The following is a 20,340-nucleotide window of genomic DNA, read 5'->3' as shown; positions in this document are numbered from 1 at the left end:
TACCCACCCCGCGAAAACGGGGTGGGTAATTAGCAATGGGAATAACGAATTAAGATTTAGCGTCTGAAGCGCCGCTGCTCATTGAGCTTTGAATTTTCTTCAACAACTCCGTTGCGCCACCTTCTGCGTTTAGCAAACTCGCTAGCGCGACATTGCTAAGGTCGCTGCTCTTCATTTCGGTATTTTCCAAGATATCTTTGATGTCTTGAGGCAAGCTACGCTCGCCGCTCATGTACTCAGAAACCAATGGGTTAAGCACTTTCGACTCATTGAACTTGTTATCCATAGCCGCAGCATCGATAACAGTACGGCGCATTTGCTCCATGCCTTCGCCACCAAAGAGTTTGATATCTGCAGATGCCAATGCCTCTGCCAACGCACGGGCGCTTTCACCAGAAATATCACGCTGCGCTTCGATACGTGCAAACTCCAGCTCTTTCTCTTGTTGCAGTTGTAGTACCCATTTGTCGTGCTCGCGTGTGTGTTCGTCCGACTTCTGAGTCGCTTCCAGACGCGCCGTTTGCGCTTCTGCTTCCGCAAGGCCTTTCGCACGTAGCGCTTCCGCTTCCGCTTCACCTGTGCTCTGAAGCGCAAAGGCTTCCGCTTCACCCGTCTCGCGAATCGCAATCGCGCGCTCACGATCCACCTCGACTTGCGCTAGACCTGTCGCACTGATGTGCTCACGTTCAGCTTGAGCCATGCGCTCTTTACCCGCAGCATCACGCTCTTGCTTGATGTAAGCCGCTTCTGCTTCTTTCTGAGAGGCATCCAGTTCAGCTTCCGCTTGCTTCAAGCGGGCAACCTGCTCGGCTTCCGCTGCTTTTTCAGTTGCAATGGCTTCCGCTTCCGCTTGCTTAACGGTGACCACTTGCGCCGCTTCTGCTTCACGACTCTTCACCGCTAGCTCATTTTCCGCTTCACGTGTACGCGCTTTCAGCTCTGCATCTTTCTCAATCAATAGACGCTCAGAACGTTCTTTGGCCGCTTCTTTCTCAGCACGTGTTGCGACAAGCAGCTCCAACTGTTTCGCTTCAGCCAGTGCTTCAGCCTCTACCATGCTGACGCGTTTCTTACGGTTCACTTGTTCGTTAACACGTAAGTTCTCGGTTTCTTCCTCTTCACGCGCAATTTTACGCTCGATTTCCACACGCTGAGAGCGCATCTCAGCAACTGACTTCATCGCTTCTTCAACGGTAGTGTCTTTTTCCATTTCACGCTGAGCGACGTCCGCGGCAGTGCGCACTTTCTCTGTTTCTACAGAGCGATTAAGCTCTTCTTGCTGAATCGCAACTTGACGCTGGTTAGCGATGCGCGTCATTTCAACTTCCATCTCTACGCTTTCACGTTTCTTAGAGACTTCTTCTTCCGTTTCTAGACGAGCAACGGACATCACGCGCTCATATTCTTGGCGCTTCTCTTCCGACAACGCTTGCTCTTGGGCGCGGATAATGTCAATTTCACGCTTGATACGCGCTTGGCTTTCTTGCTCTTGCTTATCCAGTTGCAGACGGTTCGCTTCAGCTTCAACGTCTTTCTTCTTACGCGTCGTCATCTCATCTTGGCGAATTGCATTGGTTTGCGTGTTCTTCTCGGCAGTGATAGCCGAGATCTTACGAATACCCTCGACATCCAAGATGTTGTTTTCGTTATGCGCATCCAATGCGGTTTGGTCAATTTTATCGATAACCACATCATAGATTTTAAACCCATCCATTTCGCTGCCGATCACTTCGACCACGGCATCACGGAACGCACGACGATTCGTTAACAGTTCCTCGAACTCAAACTGCTTAACTGCCGTTTTTAATGCTTCAGAGAACTTGGGTTGGAAGTGCTCTTTTAAACGCTCAAGATCTGAAGCGCCATCCGCAGTAAAGAGTTTTGCAACACGAACAATGTCGTCTTCTTCGTGGTTAACGCCTATATAGAAATCAACTTTAATATCGGTACGGATATTATCGCGACAGTGAAGGCCTTCATATTCTTCGCCTTCTTGATCTTTGCGGCCGCTTCGCACAACCGAAATCTTCTTACGAGTAATATCCATATACTCGTATCGGTTAACGACTGGCCACACAAAGGTACCCGTTAGCGATGCACGTGTACGATTCACGCCGTTAACGATCAGTGATTCACCTTCGTTACGTACTTTTTTATATCTAGATGTCAAAAATATCAGGACAATTAATAGAACTAATACGCCAACAAATAAGAATATCATCCCGGGCGATAGTTGCATCCCGCTTTGGTATGACATGTAGAGCTCCTTTTTCTAATTTTTCATTTTAAATTTTGGTAACGACATAGTTTTTCGAGTCTTCAACTTTCGAGAGAATGACAACTTCATCCCCGTAAGCCATTGGGGCAGAGGTCTCTGCAACAACATCCAGCAAATATTCATTGCCTTGATGTGTCACCACCACTTCTCCGCGCTCTTGAGTCACTGTGCTGCTATGCACGCGCGCTCTCATACCAATGTAATTTACGGTAGCGAAAGTTTTCTCCTTATCAAACAGCGGCTGCAAAGGCTTAAGCAGCCATGATGCCACGTGCAAAGACGCGATTGCGCTAACCGGAACAGTAGCAATTTTTGCAGCAGTGGCAACGACACCCTCTAAATGCACAAGCGCCAAGGTGTCCACGTAGTAGCTCATTACCGTACCAACAAAGAAAGTGACACATAAAGCTACCGCTAATGGGACATGAGAGAGCACAGGAGGGATCAGTAAACTACCGCCGGTTTCCGCGTCAAAATCAAAAAAATCAAGCTCTCCAAATGCAGCATCGGCAAAATCAAAAACCATGTCGATGGCCATAACAAAAAAGAGTATGACGAACGGAACAAAAAAGATATTTGTCGGAAAGGACGTTAGAACTGATAGGAATGAAGCTGTATCCATCTCATGCCTCTATAGTGATTGAAGCACCGAGTAAGTGCTGTTTGAACCAAGATGAAAATACATCTAAAAACTAAAATGCCAACTAGGACGAACTAATATAACGACTGACTTCAAATAAAATCATCCGTATTCTATGTTACTAACACTCTTTAAAATAATAAATTGACATCTGTCACGATATTAATGTAACTGACAAACATGTTATTAACAGTAAGATTTCGCAATTCAATAAATCAGCACCATAAAAACCTTGAAACAGCTGCAACAAATGGCCTTATCACTACTTTTTCATACTTTTAAAATAAACAAACCTGACATTTTTCCACTGCCGTTTTTTGGCCCCAATTCAGCGCTTCATTGAGAAGGCATTATTTATTACTTCACACCAACAATTCATCAACATCTTACCGCTTAGCCGCGCGCTAATCTAACCACTCCACTTTCACTCCCAGCTCTCGGATTACCTTTGCTCGGACTAGCCGATTCACGTATCCTTAGCCCCAATAAGAACGCAGCAACAGGCCAAACTTGTGACCGCAAAATCGAATGAAAAACACACCCCGATGATGCAACAGTACCTCCGGATAAAATCTGAAAACCCGGAGGTTTTGCTGTTTTATCGCATGGGCGATTTTTACGAACTCTTTTTTGATGATGCCAAACGTGCATCTCAGCTACTCGATATCTCGCTCACCAAAAGGGGCAGCTCTAATGGTCAGCCAATTCCGATGGCTGGCGTTCCATTTCATGCGGTTGAAGGCTACCTTGCCAAACTTGTCCAGTTGGGAGAGTCTGTTGCTATCTGCGAGCAAATCGGCGACCCCGCAACAAGTAAGGGGCCAGTAGAGCGACAAGTGGTTCGCATTGTGACGCCGGGTACAGTGAGTGATGAAGCTTTACTGAGTGAGCGTCAAGATAACTTGATCGCCGCTCTCTATCATCACAATGATCGCTTTGGCTATGCCACTCTCGATATAACATCAGGGCGCTTCTTGTTAAGCGAACCCGAAACAGAAGAGACCTTACTGGCCGAGTTGCAACGAACCCAACCCGCCGAGTTACTGTACCCTGAAGATTTCGCATTTCTCTCGCTTATCGAGGAGCAACGCGGTTTGCGGCGCAGACCGGTCTGGGAGTTTGATTTAGACACATCACGTACCCAGTTAAATAAACAGTTTGGCACCCGTGACCTTGTCGGTTTTGGTGTTGAGAATGCTAGCCATGGCCTTTGTGCTGCAGGCTGTTTGCTACAGTATGTTAAAGATACCCAACGAACCGCATTACCGCATATCCGCAGTTTATCGATGGAGCGCAGGGACGACGCAGTGATCCTAGATGCGGCAACGCGACGTAATCTTGAAATTACCCACAATCTATCTGGCGGCACGGACAACACTCTCGCAGAGGTGCTTGACCATACAGCGACCCCAATGGGAAGCCGCCTTTTGAAACGCTGGCTACATCAACCAATCCGAAAGCAGCAAGTACTCAACGCGCGTTTAGATGCTATCACCGAATTAAAAGAGAGTGCATTATTTGCCGAGCTAGCACCTCAGTTGCGTACCATAGGTGACTTAGAACGTATTCTTGCACGATTGGCGCTGCGTTCAGCGCGACCGCGCGACCTTGCAAGAATGCGCAATGCGCTTCAACAGTTACCTGAGCTTGCCATCACTCTCGAGAGCCTGCAAACACCGCACTTGCAAGCATTGACTCAGCTCGCCCAACCACAACCAGCACTTGCCGAATTATTGCAAAACGCTATTAAAGAAAATCCGCCCGTGGTTATTCGAGAGGGCGGGGTCATCGCTGAAGGATATGATGCCGAACTTGATGAATGGCGAGCATTAGCGCAAGGCGCAACCGACTATCTTGAAAAACTCGAAGCCGATGAACGTGAGCGACACGATATCGATACGCTTAAAGTCGGCTACAACAATGTCCATGGCTTCTACATCCAAGTTAGCCGAGGCCAAAGCGACCGAGTACCAAGCCACTACATTCGTCGCCAAACACTAAAGAATGCTGAACGTTACATCATTCCTGAACTAAAAGAGCATGAAGACAAAGTCCTCAGCTCAAAGTCAAAAGCATTGGCACTCGAGAAGAAATTGTGGGAAGCATTATTTGATCAACTGCTGCCACACCTTGAAGCACTGCAAAACCTCGCAGCGTCTTTAGCAGAACTGGATGTATTGAGTAACTTAGCGGAGCGCGCAGATAGCCTCAACTACTGTCGGCCTCAGTTGACAGAAAACAGCGGCATCCAGATTACAGCAGGCCGACACCCAGTGGTTGAGCAGGTCTTAGATGAGCCTTTCATTGCTAACCCAATCGCACTCAATCCTAATCGACGTATGCTAGTCATTACCGGACCCAATATGGGTGGTAAATCGACTTACATGCGCCAAACTGCTTTGATTGCATTGCTTGCGCATGTTGGCAGCTTCGTTCCAGCGGAAAGTGCTGAGATAGGTCCTCTAGACCGTATCTTTACCCGTATTGGTGCATCTGATGACCTTGCGTCTGGGCGTTCAACTTTCATGGTCGAGATGACTGAAACTGCAAATATTTTGCATAATGCGACGCAAAATAGCTTAGTGTTGATGGATGAGATAGGGCGAGGAACGAGCACCTACGATGGTCTCTCTCTTGCTTGGGCCAGTGCGGAATGGCTAGCCGATAAGATCAAAGCAATGACACTATTTGCGACGCACTATTTCGAACTAACAGAGTTACCAAATTTGTTACAAGGGTTGGCCAATGTTCACCTTGATGCGGTTGAGCATGGTGATGAGATTGCCTTTATGCATGCGGTCCAGGAAGGGGCAGCGAGCAAATCCTATGGTTTAGCGGTCGCTGGGCTTGCTGGCGTCCCTAAATCTGTCATCAAGAATGCTAAAGCCAAACTGCGTGAGCTTGAGACCCATCAAGCACCACAAGCGCACACTGCTCCACGCCAGGAGACTCAGCTCTCTTTGTTGCCTGAACCAAGTGAAGTGGAACTGTTGCTATCTAAGATTGATCCTGACAACCTCACACCACGCCAAGCGTTAGACGAACTTTACCGCTTAAAGAAGTTGCTTTAACCGCACGTTAAGTTCCATGGAACGTAACACTGATATCATCGCGATCAAAAAAGGCACCGCATCGGTGCCTTTTTAATGCGCTAAACCACCTTCTACTGAAGGTTTTCAGCGGTAAAGAGTGACTCGATATTGAGCCCTTGGTGCGTCAGCATGTCGCGCAAACGACGTAGCCCTTCTACTTGGATCTGACGAACACGCTCACGTGTTAAACCAATTTCGCGCCCGACATCTTCAAGTGTAGAAGCTTCATAGCCAAGTAACCCAAAACGACGTGCTAATACTTCGCGCTGCTTAGGGTTGAGCTCCTGCAACCACCCAACAATTGAGTGCTTCATATCATCTTCTTGAGTCGAGCCTTCAGGGCCACCACTCTTCTCATCTGGGATGATATCCAATAACGCTTTCTCGCTGTCTCCACCAATAGGATTATCAACCGAGCCTACGCGCTCGTTCAGGCGCAGCATACGGTTAACATCGTCGACAGGCTTATCAAGTTTCTGTGCGATTTCTTCAGCTGTTGGCTCATGGTCCAGCTTCTGTGCTAGCTCTCGTGCAGTACGCAAGTACACGTTCAGCTCTTTGACGACATGAATCGGCAAACGGATTGTCCGCGTTTGATTCATGATGGCACGTTCAATTGTTTGACGAATCCACCAAGTCGCATAGGTTGAGAAACGGAATCCCCTTTCTGGATCGAACTTCTCGACGGCTCGAATTAGGCCGAGATTGCCTTCTTCAACCAAATCCAATAGAGCAAGACCGCGATTACTATAACGGCGAGATATTTTCACCACTAAACGGAGATTACTTTCAATCATTCGCTTACGGGCAGCTTCATCACCGCGAAGGGCGCGACGAGCATATAGGACTTCTTCTTGAGCGGTTAAAAGAGGTGAGAATCCGATTTCACTCAGATAAAGTTGAGTCGCATCAAGGGCTTTTTGTGTCGCAGCAAAGTTTTGCTCTTCTGCATCTTCCGCTGCTTGCTCTAGCTGAGCATCTTGCTCCATTTGCAATTCAACATCATCGTTATCGTTGAGGGATTCTTCTTCAAAGATCTCTTCTTTCGGTAGCGTATTACTTTTAGTCATAGCGCGCCTCCCGTGTGGCGAATAGCAACACATTACAGCGAACCAAGCTGTAATGACGACCTAGTTGAGGTATTTCATCGGATCAACCGACTTACCTTTAAAACGGATCTCAAAATGCAGCTTCACACTTTGAGCCCCCGAACTGCCCATAGTTGCAATTTTTTGACCTGCTTTAACCGTCTGGTTTTCTTTGACGAAAAGCTGATCGTTGTGGGCGTATGCGCTTAGAAAATCATCATTGTGTTTCACTATAATGAGATTTCCATAACCGCGTAGCGCATTTCCAGCGTAAACCACCGTACCGGCGGCTGTTGCATTGATAGGCTGACCTCTCTGTCCAGCAATATCTATGCCTTTATTGCCATTGGTTGCACTGGAAAATTTGCTTATTACTCTTCCTTTCGTTGGCCACAACCAGCTCGTTACTTTATCAGATGCCTCAGTTGGCTTAGCTTGACTCGGTGTACTTGCCGTCTGTGTTTCCGTCGGTTTCACGGTTGCCGGAGGAGTGTTTTTTGTAACAGTTTGTTTACTTTCCTGTTGAGAGTACTCTGACGGTTTCACAGGATCAACTGTTTTAGGGTCGGTTTTATGTGCGCTAGGTATAACTTTTGTCTGTTCAGTTGTTGCACTATTTGCAGCAGGATTGGAAGACACCGCACTTGTTGAAGGGGTTGTTGAGGGAATCGTTGCCGCGACAGCCACCACTGGTGCGGCTTCGGCCGATTGGCCATAGGCTGGCGCAACGTATTTCGGGCGCCAAAGTTTAAGCTTTTGCCCTGGATGAATGATATAGGGCGCTTCTAAACCATTGTATGCGATTAGTTCATCGACACTTTTATCAGTAATATAAGCAATAAAGTAGAGCGTATCGCCTTTTTCAACTTCATAGAAACTACCACGATAGCTGCCTCTTTCCAGCACATCGTAATCTTTTGAAGTCGGTTTTTCCGATATCTGAGGGTAATATGCACAGCCAGCCATGAGGCTTAAACAAAGCCCTGCTGCTAACTGCTTGATGTAATTATGCCGCTTCCCTGTCGCTCTCATATTTAAATCAAACAGTTTCTCCGGCCACCAGCGGCACAAAGTTAACTGCTTCGATATCCTCACTGATAAAATTATCGCCCTGACGAATAATCCGTTTCAGCACTTGCTGATCGTCACCTACGGGAATGACCAATCTACCGCCATCCGCAAGTTGCTCTAACAGCGCTTGCGGCGTACCTATAGCAGCAGCTGTGACGATAATCGCGTCAAACGGGCCTTTATTATGCCAACCTTGCCATCCATCTGCATGTTTTGTCGAGATATTATGCAGATCTAGTTGCTTAAATCGGCGCTTTGCTTGCCACTGTAACGCTTTAATGCGTTCAACGGAATAGACATGCTCCACTAACTGAGCCAATACCGCCGTTTGAAAGCCAGAACCAGTACCAATTTCAAGTACACGGCTCTTGTAATCTAACGCCAGCAACTCTGTCATTTTCGCCACAATATATGGTTGAGATATGGTTTGTCCACAGCCTATCGGTAAGGCGTTATTTTCATATGCCTTGTGAGCCATCGCTTCATCGATAAAGTGCTCTCGCGGCAGCGTCGCCATCGCTTCGAGTATCTTTGCATTCGCGACACCTAGTGAGCTCAACGTTGTGTATAGGTGATTTCTATCACTCAACGTAGCCTTCTCCCTTTTGTTATTTCTGTAACCACTGTTCGACAGCTTGCATTGAATTGTGGGCGGTTAGATCGACTTGTAATGGCGTAATTGAGACATATTGGTGCTCAACCGCGTAAAAGTCTGTGCCTGGCCCTGCATCCTGACAAGGTCCTGGAGGGCCCAGCCAGTAAATTTCGTGACCTCGAGGGTCAGTGTCTTGAATCATGGCTTCGGCACGATGACGAGCACCCAAACGAGTAATTTGCCAACCCTTTAACGCATCATATTCACAGTCAGGTACATTAATGTTTAACAATCGTTGATCAGGGACGGGGGAGTTCATCATACGCTCAATGACCTCTTTAGCCACACGAGCAGCGGTGTCAAAGTGTGTTTTACCAACCAAAGAAATCGCCATTGAAGGCACATCAAGAAAGTGCCCCTCTGTCGCCGCCGCAACAGTACCTGAGTACAGCACGTCATCGCCTAAGTTAGCGCCATGATTAATACCCGCGATCACAAGGTCGGGTTTAAAGTCGAGCAATGCATTCAAGGCGAGGTGCACACAATCTGTTGGCGTACCTTGTACAGACACTCGTTTCTCTTGGTGTGTATGTAACCGTAAAGGGGTGTCCAGTGTCAAAGAGTTGGATGCGCCACTACGATTGCGATCTGGAGCGACAATATAGATATCGCCTATGTCACTCAGTACCTCTGCTAAGACATTAATACCTTCGGCCCAAACACCATCATCATTACTAATTAGAATACGCATATTAACCGTCGATATCACCTTGGACGATAAGTTCGCGCATGACTGCCGTCGCGAAACTTCCCGCAGCTAATGTAAATGCGATCGTCAATCGATCACCATCGCGCTCCCAGCGCATAGCTTCTGGTTTCAACATTAACGGGCGGCGATCATGACGCATACGATTGTCACGAATAACTTTCAATAACAAAGGCTCCTGCTCTGCTATTTGGTTTTCCAACACCGCGACATCACCCGCTGTAGGAAACGCATTATCACCCGTTAGAGGGCCTGTAATCCCAGCCAGACCCGCGTCAACGTCTGCTTGACTTGATAAAGATTCAACCAACACCTCTCGGCCATCCTGATAAGCGAGGATATCGCCTACCGACACGCTTGAGGCTGTCGACTGAGTCAGACGATGAGACAGCAGTAAATTGAAAATCCAACTACGCGCAGCCGACAGGTAGAAGCTGCGCTTGCTCTTATCCCGAACACGAAACTCATCATTGCCCCAGGCTCTTGCTGAAACTAAGTTGTTTCCCTCACGGCCAAAGCGTTGTTCACCAAAGTAATTTGGTACGCCATGCATCGCAATCTGCTGCAACTTTTGCTCTAACTCAGTTTCAGCATTAAGCTCAGTCACTACGATTTCAAATTGATTCGCGGAGAGATCGCCCGGACGCAGTTTTTTATCGTGCCGAGCTGTAGCCAGAACTTCAACACCCGGATGTGTGGCGACAAACTCTTCGAGACAAGGATCTTCTTTACCCGGTAAGTGAACACTGAGCCATTGCTCAGTCACTGCATGTCTGTCCTTCAATCCAGCCCAACTCACATCGCGAGACTTCACGCCACATGCCTTTGCCAACTCATTGACAACATACTTTGTGTTTTCGCCTCGCTTGCGGATCTGCACCATAAAGTGTTCACCTTGGCCTGCAAACTCAAAGCCTAGCACCTCTTTCACAACAAAGTGTTCTGGTTCAACTTTTAATCGTCCTGTTGTGAGAGGTTGGCCGTAGCCGTATGCCAAGCTGTTCATCAGTTCACTCATTATTCCGCCTTGGTGATTAGTACTACCGCTTCGCAAGCTATGCCTTCTTTGCGACCGGTAAAGCCCAAACGCTCTGTAGTCGTGGCTTTAACATTAATATTAGTTACATCAGTTTCTAAATCTGCTGCAATAGTTTGGCACATTGCGTCAATATGTGGCGCCATCTTCGGTGCTTGCGCCATAATGGTGACATCGAGGTTACCTAGCACATAGCCCGCTTCTTTTACGCGGCGATAGACATCTCTTAGCAAAGCTCGGCTATCCGCCCCTTTCCACTTATCATCTGTATCCGGGAAGTGCCGACCAATATCCCCAGCCGCTATCGAACCAAGTAATGCATCGGATACCGCATGCAGCGCTACATCGCCGTCAGAATGCGCGACCAATCCAAATTCATAAGGAATATGAACACCGCCAATGATAACAGGGCCTTCACCACCAAACTTGTGTACATCAAATCCATGGCCAATACGAATCATGACGACTCCTTTTCTCGTTGAGTTAAATAAAAGTTTGCTAGCGCGAGGTCTTCTGGGCGTGTCACTTTAATATTGTCGCTCCTCCCAGAGACAACCCGCGGTGTCAGCCCACAAAACTCCAAAGCTGATGCTTCATCAGTGATTGTTGCACCGCCTGCTATCGCTTCAGCCAATGCTGTTTTTAATTGTTCTGTTCTAAACATCTGGGGCGTAAGCGCATGCCATAATGCCTCACGACAAACTGTGTGCGTTATACCGCTAGACTCACCCACTCGCTTCATTGTATCGCGCACTGGCATCGCGAGAATGGCTCCAGCATCTGATTGAATCGCAACCTCTATCAAGGCATCAATGTCCGATAACGTGACACAAGGTCTCGCCGCATCATGCACCATCACCCACTCATCCGTGATACCTTCTAATCCGGCGACTACAGAGTCAACACGCTCAGCGCCACCATCAACGCGCATCACTCGTTTATCTGACGCAATCGTTAGTAAAGGAAAGTAGGGGTCATCCGCGCTCGTCGCCACGACGACTTTTGAAATAGCCGAGTGAGATAGCAGCAAAGAAATGGTGTGTTCGATAATTGTCTTATCATTTAGCTCTAGGTATTGCTTAGGACGGTCAGCTGCCATGCGTTTTCCCACTCCAGCAGCGGGAACCACAGCAACTATTTGCGGGGATTTCAACGTCAAAACTCAATCCAGTGACTTTGGTTATTGATCAGTGTCGATAATACGGAAAAAGGTTTCACCCTTTTTGATCATGCCCAACTCATTTCGGGCACGCTCTTCAATTGCATCAACACCGCGATTCAGGTCGGCAATTTCTGCATACATTTGCTCATTACGCAGTGACAGCTCATGATTTGTCTCTTGCTGCGCAATGACGTAATCACGGATCTCAAAATAGTCAAACAGACCATTTTTGCCGTACCAGAGCGTCCACTGTAAACCAGCAAGAACAATAAGTAGCGAGAGGGTTAGTAATCGCATGTTAGCCTTCAGCACCGATGTGATTTGGCTGAATAATCCCATAAACGCAGCCAATAGACCAGCTATCCCAACAGGAAAAGCGCTCTTTTCTTACTGGCATAAAAAAACCTCGCCGAAACGAGGTTTTTTACATATATCAGGTCAGCTTAAGAATTAAGCTTGGCCTTTTACTTCTTTAAGACCGTTGTAAGGTGCTTTCTCACCTAGCGCTTCCTCGATACGGATTAGCTGGTTGCCCTAACAAGGCATGGCAGCAACACGGTCAGGACGGCTCATCGCTCTTGCCGTAAACCAAATTGACAAGCATAAAAAAACCCCACCTAAGCGAGGTTTTTACAATGAATCAGGTCAGCTTAAAAATTAAGCTTGGCCTTTTACTTCTTTAAGACCGTTGTAAGGTGCTTTCTCACCTAGCGCTTCCTCGATACGGATTAGCTGGTTGCCCTAACAAGGCATGGCAACAACACGGTCAGAACGGCTCATCGCTCTTGCCGTAAACCAAACTGACAAGCATAAAAAAACCCCGCCGAAGCGAGGTTTTTACATATATCAGGTCAGCTTAAGAATTAAGCTTGGCCTTTTACTTCTTTAAGACCGTTGTAAGGTGCTTTCTCACCTAGCGCTTCCTCGATACGGATTAGCTGGTTGTACTTAGCAACACGGTCAGAACGGCTCATAGAACCCGTCTTGATTTGACCTGCAGCTGTACCTACCGCTAGATCAGCGATAGTTGCATCTTCAGTTTCACCAGAACGGTGAGAGATAACTGCAGTGTAACCTGCGTCTTTAGCCATCTTGATTGCAGCTAGAGTCTCAGTTAGAGAACCGATTTGGTTGAACTTGATAAGGATAGAGTTAGCTACGCCTTTCTCGATACCTTCAGCTAGGATCTTAGTGTTAGTAACGAATAGGTCGTCACCTACTAGTTGAAGCTTGTCACCTAGTAGTTCAGTTTGGTGCTTGAAGCCATCCCAATCAGACTCGTCTAGACCGTCTTCGATAGAAACGATTGGGAACTTGCCAGCTAGCTCAGCTAGGTAGTGGTTGAACTCTTCAGAAGAGAAAGTCTTACCTTCGCCTTTCATGTTGTAGATGCCAGCTTCTTTGTCGAAGAACTCAGATGCAGCACAGTCCATCGCTAGAGTAACGTCTTTACCTAGCTCGTAACCAGCAGCTGCAACAGCTTCTGCGATTACTTCTAGCGCTTCAGCGTTAGACTTAAGGTTAGGCGCGAAACCACCTTCGTCACCAACTGCAGTGCTGTAGCCTTTAGACTTAAGTACTTTAGCTAGGTTGTGGAATACTTCTGCACCGATACGTAGACCTTCTTTAAGAGTCTTAGCGCCAACTGGTTGGATCATGAACTCTTGAATGTCAACGTTGTTGTCTGCGTGCTCACCACCGTTGATGATGTTCATCATTGGTAGAGGCATAGAGAACTGACCAGCAGTACCGTTTAGCTCAGCGATGTGCTCGTATAGAGGCATGCCTTTCGCTGCAGCCGCGGCTTTCGCGTTTGCTAGAGAAACTGCTAGGATTGCGTTAGCACCGAACTTAGATTTGTTGTCAGTACCGTCTAGATCGATCATTACTGCGTCGATTGCAGCTTGATCTTTCGCGTCTTTACCCGTTAGAGCGGTAGCAATTTCGCCGTTTACAGCTTCAACCGCTTTAAGAACGCCTTTACCTAGGAAGCGTGCTTTGTCGCCGTCACGTAGTTCTAGAGCCTCACGAGAACCAGTAGATGCACCAGATGGCGCAGCTGCCATACCTACGAAACCACCTTCTAGGTGAACTTCCGCTTCAACAGTTGGGTTACCACGTGAGTCGATGATTTCACGACCCAGAACTTTAACGATCTTAGACATTAGTCTTTCCTCTTGCTTTAACAATTTAAAAAGCGAACCAAAACCGCAGCCCTCATGGCTGCGGTCTTTCCATTTGATTACTTCTCTAACTCGCCACGCTGATTAACAGCTGCAGCAGCCACAAAACCTTCGAACAGCGGGTGGCCGTCACGAGGTGTTGAGGTGAACTCTGGGTGGAACTGCGCAGCAACAAACCAAGGGTGGTTTGGTACTTCGATGATCTCAACCAGCCTCTTATCTGCCGACAGACCTGAAATGCGAAGACCCGCTTTCTTCAGTTCTGGCAACAGGGTGTTATTCACTTCAAAACGATGGCGATGGCGCTCATGAATCGTTGGATTACCGTACATTTCACGCGCTTTTGAGCCTTCTTCTAGGTGACAAAGCTGAGAACCAAGGCGCATGGTACCGCCTAGATCTGACTGCTCAGTACGCTCTTCAACTTTACCTTCGCCGTCAACCCACTCAGTGATCAGGCCAACAACTGGGTGCTGAGAGTCTTTGTTGAACTCAGTAGAGTGCGCATCTGTCATGCCCGCCACATTACGTGCGAACTCGATCAATGCCACTTGCATACCAAGACAGATACCTAGGTAAGGGATCTTATTCTCACGTGCATATTTTGCCGTCAGAATCTTACCTTCAACACCACGACCGCCAAAGCCGCCTGGTACTAGAATCGCATCTAAGCCTTGCAGCGCTTCATCACCTTTGCTCTCAACATCTTGAGAGTCAACATACTTGATGTTTACTGTGACACGGTTCTTCAAACCCGCGTGTTTCAGTGCTTCATTCACTGATTTGTAAGCATCAGGTAGTTCAATATACTTACCAACCATACCAATGGTGATTTCACCAGTAGGGTTAGCTTCTTCGTAGATAACTTGTTCCCACTCACTTAAATCTGCCTCTGGCGCTGTAATGCCAAAGCGATTACACACGAGATCATCAAGACCTTGAGATTTGATTAGCTGTGGGATTTTGTAGATAGAATCTACATCTTTCATTGAGATAACAGCTTTCTCAGATACGTTACAGAACAGTGCAATCTTCGCACGCTCATTCGCAGGGATAACACGATCACTACGACACACTAACACATCTGGCTGAATACCAATTGAAAGCAACTCTTTTACAGAGTGCTGAGTAGGTTTGGTTTTTACTTCACCGGCAGCGGCGAGGTAAGGGACAAGCGTGAGGTGCATGAACATTGCACGTTCACGGCCAAGTTCAACCGCTAACTGACGGATTGCTTCCATGAACGGGAGTGATTCGATATCACCAACCGTACCACCCACTTCAACGATAGCCACATCGTGACCTTCTGCGCCCGCTTTAACCCGGTCTTTGATTTCGTTGGTGATGTGAGGGATAACCTGGATTGTTGCACCAAGGTAGTCGCCACGACGCTCTTTACGCAATACGTCGGCGTAGATACGACCCGCAGTGAAGTTGTTGCGCTTCGTCATCTTAGTACGAATGAAGCGCTCATAGTGACCCAAGTCTAGGTCGGTCTCTGCACCGTCTTCCGTAACAAATACTTCACCGTGTTGAGTTGGGCTCATTGTGCCTGGGTCAACGTTGATGTATGGATCGAGCTTCATCATTGTGACGTTTAAGCCACGCGCTTCAAGAATAGCAGCTAGAGATGCAGCAGCAATACCTTTACCTAGAGAGGATACTACCCCGCCAGTAACAAAAATGTAGTTTGTTGTCATGCTTAACCTGGAAGTTGGTTTAGAGGAATTAAAATGTATCTGGACGGGACGCTACTATACCAGAGCCACTTTATTGCCACAACGTGAAAAGTATCACACTCATCGGCGATTTTTCTTGTCTCAAATCAATAGCCGTCACGCAATCGAGTGCGTTGTTACATTATGATGCGTTGTTTTTTTCACGCTTTTTCACCGCTTGCCAGTGCGCCTCTAGGGTTTCTAGGTCACACTCATCCAAGCGCTTACCTTGTTCTAGCACATTTTTTTCCACTTGGCGAAAGCGACGTTCAAACTTCTTATTTGCACGAGCAAGTGCCATTTCAGGTTTCACTCCTGCATGACGAGCTAAATTTGCTGCAGCAAACAGTAAGTCACCCACTTCATCTTCTATTCTGTCTGCATCAGGTGACACTTGCATGACTTCCGCCATCACTTCATCGATCTCTTCATGCACCTTATCGACCACAGGCCCGAAGCTATCCCAGTCAAAGCCATGCCTTGCTACGCGCTTTTGAATTTTGTCGGCGCGGATCAATGCCGGAAACGCATTGGGAATGTTATCCAACACGCTCTGCTGCCCTTTCTCTTCTCGCTCAGCCGCTTTTTCTTGCTCCCAACTTGCATTGAGTGCTGACTCATCAGCGAGTTCTCTGTCTGCAAACACATGCGGATGACGACGTACTAGTTTGTCATTTAGATCGGTGACCACATCTTCAAAGCTAAACAGATCATCTTCTTTCGCCAGTTGACTGTAAAAAATAATCTGGAACAGCAAATCCCCCAGCTCTTCACGAAGCTCTTGCCAATCCTGTCGCTCTATCGCGTCAGCCACTTCATACACCTCTTCAATGGTGTGCGGCACAATGGTGTCAAAACGCTGCTTTAAATCCCAAGGACATCCGCCATTTGGGTCGCGCAGTTTGACCATGATTGCCAGTAGTTCATCAATCGGTTTTACAGACATGGTGCTTACCTTTACTCATAATAAAACGGGAAGCGGCTCTAATGTCGAGCTACCTCCCGTTGCTATCCTACTATTTTACTACGCAGTAACGAACTCAATTGCCCCTTTAATGTAACCTGCGCGCTTGAGCAACATCGCGCAATGACTCAATACGCTTCAACACACGACCAAGGGTGTCTAAGTCTTCGAGCTCAATCTCAAAGTCCATCACGGCCAACTGCTTCTTGTTATCGAAGCGGCTCTTCATACCACTGACCGTGATCTTTTCGTTGGCGAGTGTGGTTGTCAGATCTTTTAACAGACCACTGCGTTCATTCGCTAGCACACGTACGGTGATCTTATATCGGCCGCTGAAGTTACCCCAGACCACGTCAATAATGCGCTCAGGGGCGTGGATGCGTAGCTCTTCGAGTTGTTCACAATCGCTTCGGTGCACAGAGATACCGCGCCCTTGGGTGACAAAACCACAAATATCATCACCGGGTATCGGCTGACAACAACGTGCGAGATGTGTCATTAAGTTATCGACACCCTCCACCACAATGGCATCTCGACTCGGCTTTTGGGTCGAGGTCGTAGTGCCACTTTCAGTGAGTTTTTCGAGCAGTTGCTGATCTTCTTCCTCTGCCGTCGGCTTATTAACCAAGGCATTGATATGATTAACAACCTGATTGATGCGTAGATCGCCACTTCCTAAGCCAGCAAACAGTTCATCAGTGCTGTTCACATTGAAGCGTTTTAACGCATACTCTTCTGCGTCTTTTAATGTGGCATTGATTTTAACTAGCTCAATGTCAAGGATCTCTTTCCCCGCGGCGATGTTCTTATCGCGATCTTGCTTACGGAACCAAGCGTGTACTTTGGCACGCGCTCGACTGGAGGTCACAAACCCTAAACTTGGATTCAGCCAATCGCGAGAGGGGTTCGGCTCTTTCTGAGTGATGATTTCAACTTGATCGCCCATTTGCAGCTTATAAGTGAACGGGACAATACGGCCCTCAACTTTTGCGCCAATGCAACGGTGACCCACTTCAGAGTGAATGTGATAGGCAAAATCGAGTGGTGTGGCATCGGCGGGTAGATCGACAACATCCCCCTTTGGTGTAAAGGCATAGACGCGATCATCAAACACCTGACTCCGAAGCTCTTCAAGCATATCACCAGAATCAGACATCTCTTCTTGCCACGCTAGTAGCTTACGTAACCAAGTGATCTTTTCGTCGTAGGCTGAACCTTTACCGCTACCCCCTTCTTTGTACTTCCAGTGCGCAGCGACGCCAAGCTCTGACTCTTCATGCATTGCCTTGGTGCGAATCTGAATCTCGACCGTTTTACCATTCGGCCCCAAAACCACTGTGTGGATAGACTGGTATCCGTTTGGCTTTGGGTTAGCAACATAATCATCAAACTCTTTGGGAAGATGACGATACTTGGTGTGCACTATGCCTAATGCGGCGTAGCAATCTTGAATCTCATCCGCAACAATACGCACCGCTCGCACATCAAACAGCTCATCAAACGCAAGGTTCTTTTTCTTCATCTTGCGCCAAATACTGTATATGTGCTTCGGCCGCCCTTGCACTTCCGCACCAATATTGGACTGTTTCATGGATACGGCAAGATCGCTCACAAACTCTTCAATATACTGCTCGCGATCAATACGGCGCTCAGACAGTTGCTTGGCTATTTGTTTGTAAATATCGGGGTGTTGGTAGCGGAACGCGTAATCTTCAATTTCCCATTTGAGCTGACCAATACCTAACCGGTTGGCGAGAGGCGCGTAGATGTTCGCACACTCTTTTGCCACATTACGGCGAATAGCATCGGGCTCATCTTTCACTTCGCGTAGATGGCAAATACGCTCTGCGAGCTTGATAACCACACAGCGGAAATCTTCCACCATTGAAAGCAGCATGCGACGAATATTATCGACTTGCAATGAGGTCGCCGTATCGCCTGTCGCGGCACTTAGATGGCCAATTGCCGCCATCTGCTCCACGCCTTCGACCATCTCAACGATAACCTTGGAGTGGTTATCATGCAGGGCTTCGTGACTATAGAGGCCCATCTCTACAATCGGGAATAACAAGGCTGAGATCAACGTGCTGGCGTCCATATTCAAGGTCACCAGAATCTCAACCATTTCTCGACCACGCCATAAAACTAATGGCGCATAGTCAGACCCCTCTACCTGCTGCTCACACAGCTGGTAAGTGGCAATAATTCTTTTCTTGGTCTGCTTATCTTGTTGCAGACTCTCAGCCCATTGCGCCAACTCAAATGCGCGATTTTCCGTTAAATGTGCACCGCGTATCGCGACCATTATCCCTTCCCATTATCGCTATAACTTACTGGCCTTTTGGCCAAGTTGTTGCAGTCACGAGTTAATTAAGTTGCCTTTATCTCATAACTTAGTGAATAACGCCATGGACTCTGTATGTCCAGTGTGTGGAAACATATCCATAGTACCGAGTTTGGTTAACTGATAACCGTTTTTCAGTAAGATCTCACTGTCCCGCGCGAGGGTCGCCGGGTTGCAAGATACATAGACCACTTTCTTGGCTGCCAAGTTCACCACATGTTCCATCACACCCGCTGCGCCCGCACGAGCTGGGTCCAGCAGCACTTTATCAAAAGGCTCTGCGGCCCAAACTTGGGTACTGAAATCCTCATCCAAATTCGCTTGATAAAATCGCGCATTACTTAATCCATTCGCTTTCGCATTCTGCGCAGCACGCATCACCATCTCATCCACGCCCTCCACACCGACAACCTCAGCGACACGGGTAGCCAATGGCAATGAGAAATTACCCAACCCACAGAAGAGATCGAGAACACGCTCTTGGCTATCTAGCTCCAACCAATCCAGCGCCTGTCTAACCATATCGACATTGACAGCGCGGTTTACCTGAATGAAATCTCCTGGCTGGAAAAACACCTTACATTGTTCAATTTCATAGTAGGGAGCAGGACCACACAGTTGGGTCGTTACCTTGCCATCAGCAGAGTGGAACAACATCACCTCATTTTGCTCCGCAAACTGTTGCAATGTATTAAGGTGTTGCGGTTTTAGTGCTGCAGTATGCCGTAGCATGACAACAATACCGTTATCCGCATCAATCAACTCGATATGCCCCAACGCACGTGGCTGCTTGAAACGCATAACGCATTTTTTTAACTCAGGGAGCAATGCCATTAGCTTGGGCGAAAGCACCTCACAGGCAACGACATCGACGATCGCTTTACTGCCTTTTTCGCGAAACCCGACTTGCAACTGATTTTGCTTATCAAGCCAAAGACTCAACCGAGCACTACGTCGATATCCTAAGCTGTCACCAATGATGGGCTCAACACGTTCAGCGATTTCGAGATATGGCTGAAACAAACGCTCAACCGCGGCACTTTTTAACCCTACCTGCGCTTGATGCGCCAGATGCTGTAAGTTACATCCTCCACACCGTTGATAGTGTTGACAAAACGGGGGGAGACGCTCAGCTGTGGTTTTTAAAAGTTTGATCAGCTTTGCTTTAGCATAATTTCGTTTCTGCTCGGTAAATTGGATTAGTGCCTCTTCTCCTGGCAGCACCCCATCAACAAAAACGGTTTTACCGTCGAGGTTTCCTACCCCGGCTCCGTGCGCATCCAAACGCGTAACGAGAAGTGATTTATGTTTGGTATCGGCAACTTTACGTCGTTGCGGCTTAAAAAACTGCGCCATTGTGACCTTCATTTGCTTTGTTAAGCGGAGATAGATTGTTCATTAGC

General features: G+C 47.6%; 16 protein-coding genes. 1 reads left to right on the top strand and 15 read right to left on the bottom strand.

The window, feature by feature from the left end:
• Positions 1 to 49 precede the first annotated feature (49 nt).
• Together TSUB_RS03095 and TSUB_RS03090 are read right to left on the bottom strand one after the other, a co-directional pair.
• Positions 50 to 2,239 carry a flotillin family protein gene (locus tag TSUB_RS03095; protein ID WP_087018141.1) on the bottom strand — a complete coding sequence of 730 codons (2,190 nt, stop codon included), beginning with the start codon at positions 2,237 to 2,239 and terminating at the stop codon, positions 50 to 52.
• A 46-nt stretch (positions 2,240 to 2,285) separates the two neighbouring features.
• Entirely contained in the window at positions 2,286 to 2,900 is a 615-nt protein-coding gene (locus TSUB_RS03090) for a DUF1449 domain-containing protein (protein WP_087018133.1), read from the bottom strand.
• Positions 2,901 to 3,463: 563 nt separating this feature from the next.
• On the opposite strand from TSUB_RS03090, the gene mutS reads away from it, so the two are divergent.
• Positions 3,464 to 5,989 carry a DNA mismatch repair protein MutS gene (mutS, locus tag TSUB_RS03085; RefSeq protein WP_087023761.1) on the top strand — a complete coding sequence of 842 codons (2,526 nt, stop codon included), beginning with the start codon at positions 3,464 to 3,466 and terminating at the stop codon, positions 5,987 to 5,989.
• A gap of 92 nt (positions 5,990 to 6,081) precedes the next feature.
• On the opposite strand, the gene rpoS is transcribed toward mutS, so the two are convergent.
• From rpoS to rlmD, 13 genes are all read right to left on the bottom strand, one after another.
• Positions 6,082 to 7,080: an RNA polymerase sigma factor RpoS gene (rpoS, locus tag TSUB_RS03080; RefSeq protein ID WP_087023763.1), complete on the bottom strand. Its 999-nt coding sequence runs from the start codon at positions 7,078 to 7,080 to the stop codon at positions 6,082 to 6,084.
• Between the two features lie 60 nt (positions 7,081 to 7,140).
• Complete coding sequence (locus tag TSUB_RS03075; protein ID WP_087023935.1) at positions 7,141 to 8,064, bottom strand: peptidoglycan DD-metalloendopeptidase family protein; 924 nt, start codon at positions 8,062 to 8,064, stop codon at positions 7,141 to 7,143.
• A gap of 73 nt (positions 8,065 to 8,137) precedes the next feature.
• A complete protein-coding gene (locus tag TSUB_RS03070; RefSeq protein ID WP_414718371.1) occupies positions 8,138 to 8,728 on the bottom strand; it encodes a protein-L-isoaspartate(D-aspartate) O-methyltransferase in 591 nt (196 codons plus the stop codon).
• 49 nt (positions 8,729 to 8,777) lie between these two features.
• Positions 8,778 to 9,515 (bottom strand): 5'/3'-nucleotidase SurE, encoded by a 738-nt coding sequence (gene surE / locus TSUB_RS03065; RefSeq protein ID WP_087023767.1) that lies wholly within the window; start codon positions 9,513 to 9,515, stop codon positions 8,778 to 8,780.
• A 1-nt stretch (position 9,516) separates the two neighbouring features.
• On the bottom strand, positions 9,517 to 10,548 hold the full coding sequence (truD, locus tag TSUB_RS03060; protein ID WP_087023769.1) for a tRNA pseudouridine(13) synthase TruD: 1,032 nt from the start codon (positions 10,546 to 10,548) through the stop codon (positions 9,517 to 9,519).
• The gene (gene ispF, locus TSUB_RS03055; RefSeq protein WP_087023771.1) at positions 10,548 to 11,027 is read right to left on the bottom strand and encodes a 2-C-methyl-D-erythritol 2,4-cyclodiphosphate synthase; all 480 of its coding nucleotides are present in this window, start codon (positions 11,025 to 11,027) and stop codon (positions 10,548 to 10,550) included. Before ispF ends, truD begins: the two co-directional genes overlap by 1 nt.
• Positions 11,024 to 11,725, bottom strand: coding sequence for a 2-C-methyl-D-erythritol 4-phosphate cytidylyltransferase (gene ispD / locus TSUB_RS03050; RefSeq protein WP_087023773.1), 702 nt, complete (start codon positions 11,723 to 11,725; stop codon positions 11,024 to 11,026). The genes ispF and ispD overlap by 4 nt, the downstream gene beginning before the upstream one ends.
• 21 nt (positions 11,726 to 11,746) lie before the next feature.
• On the bottom strand, positions 11,747 to 12,025 hold the full coding sequence (gene ftsB, locus TSUB_RS03045; protein ID WP_087023937.1) for a cell division protein FtsB: 279 nt from the start codon (positions 12,023 to 12,025) through the stop codon (positions 11,747 to 11,749).
• Positions 12,026 to 12,591: 566 nt separating this feature from the next.
• Positions 12,592 to 13,893, bottom strand: coding sequence for a phosphopyruvate hydratase (gene eno / locus TSUB_RS03040; RefSeq protein ID WP_087023775.1), 1,302 nt, complete (start codon positions 13,891 to 13,893; stop codon positions 12,592 to 12,594).
• Positions 13,894 to 13,970: 77 nt separating this feature from the next.
• Complete coding sequence (locus TSUB_RS03035; protein WP_087023777.1) at positions 13,971 to 15,611, bottom strand: CTP synthase; 1,641 nt, start codon at positions 15,609 to 15,611, stop codon at positions 13,971 to 13,973.
• 160 nt (positions 15,612 to 15,771) lie between these two features.
• Positions 15,772 to 16,575: a nucleoside triphosphate pyrophosphohydrolase gene (gene mazG / locus TSUB_RS03030; RefSeq protein WP_087023779.1), complete on the bottom strand. Its 804-nt coding sequence runs from the start codon at positions 16,573 to 16,575 to the stop codon at positions 15,772 to 15,774.
• Between the two features lie 106 nt (positions 16,576 to 16,681).
• On the bottom strand, positions 16,682 to 18,898 hold the full coding sequence (gene relA, locus TSUB_RS03025; RefSeq protein WP_087023781.1) for a GTP diphosphokinase: 2,217 nt from the start codon (positions 18,896 to 18,898) through the stop codon (positions 16,682 to 16,684).
• Between the two features lie 81 nt (positions 18,899 to 18,979).
• Positions 18,980 to 20,293: a 23S rRNA (uracil(1939)-C(5))-methyltransferase RlmD gene (gene rlmD, locus TSUB_RS03020; RefSeq protein WP_087023783.1), complete on the bottom strand. Its 1,314-nt coding sequence runs from the start codon at positions 20,291 to 20,293 to the stop codon at positions 18,980 to 18,982.
• Between the last annotated feature and the right edge of the window lie 47 nt (positions 20,294 to 20,340).

Source organism: Thaumasiovibrio subtropicus (assembly GCF_019703835.1).
GTDB classification, from domain to species: Bacteria; Pseudomonadota; Gammaproteobacteria; order Enterobacterales; family Vibrionaceae; genus Thaumasiovibrio; species Thaumasiovibrio subtropicus.
Note: the sequence above shows the minus strand (reverse complement) of the source record. Positions and strands in the feature narration are given on the sequence as shown.

Coding starts and splice junctions, on each gene's coding strand:
- TSUB_RS03075 (WP_087023935.1), bottom strand. CDS start 8,064: ATGGCTGGCTGTGCATATTACCCTCAGATATCGGAAAAACCGACTTCA.
- surE (WP_087023767.1), bottom strand. CDS start 9,515: ATGCGTATTCTAATTAGTAATGATGATGGTGTTTGGGCCGAAGGTATT.
- TSUB_RS03090 (WP_087018133.1), bottom strand. CDS start 2,900: ATGGATACAGCTTCATTCCTATCAGTTCTAACGTCCTTTCCGACAAAT.
- TSUB_RS03035 (WP_087023777.1), bottom strand. CDS start 15,611: ATGACAACAAACTACATTTTTGTTACTGGCGGGGTAGTATCCTCTCTA.
- truD (WP_087023769.1), bottom strand. CDS start 10,548: ATGAGTGAACTGATGAACAGCTTGGCATACGGCTACGGCCAACCTCTC.
- mutS (WP_087023761.1), top strand. CDS start 3,464: ATGATGCAACAGTACCTCCGGATAAAATCTGAAAACCCGGAGGTTTTG.
- TSUB_RS03095 (WP_087018141.1), bottom strand. CDS start 2,239: ATGCAACTATCGCCCGGGATGATATTCTTATTTGTTGGCGTATTAGTT.
- rpoS (WP_087023763.1), bottom strand. CDS start 7,080: ATGACTAAAAGTAATACGCTACCGAAAGAAGAGATCTTTGAAGAAGAA.
- relA (WP_087023781.1), bottom strand. CDS start 18,898: ATGGTCGCGATACGCGGTGCACATTTAACGGAAAATCGCGCATTTGAG.
- mazG (WP_087023779.1), bottom strand. CDS start 16,575: ATGTCTGTAAAACCGATTGATGAACTACTGGCAATCATGGTCAAACTG.
- eno (WP_087023775.1), bottom strand. CDS start 13,893: ATGTCTAAGATCGTTAAAGTTCTGGGTCGTGAAATCATCGACTCACGT.
- ispF (WP_087023771.1), bottom strand. CDS start 11,027: ATGATTCGTATTGGCCATGGATTTGATGTACACAAGTTTGGTGGTGAA.
- rlmD (WP_087023783.1), bottom strand. CDS start 20,293: ATGGCGCAGTTTTTTAAGCCGCAACGACGTAAAGTTGCCGATACCAAA.
- ftsB (WP_087023937.1), bottom strand. CDS start 12,025: ATGCGATTACTAACCCTCTCGCTACTTATTGTTCTTGCTGGTTTACAG.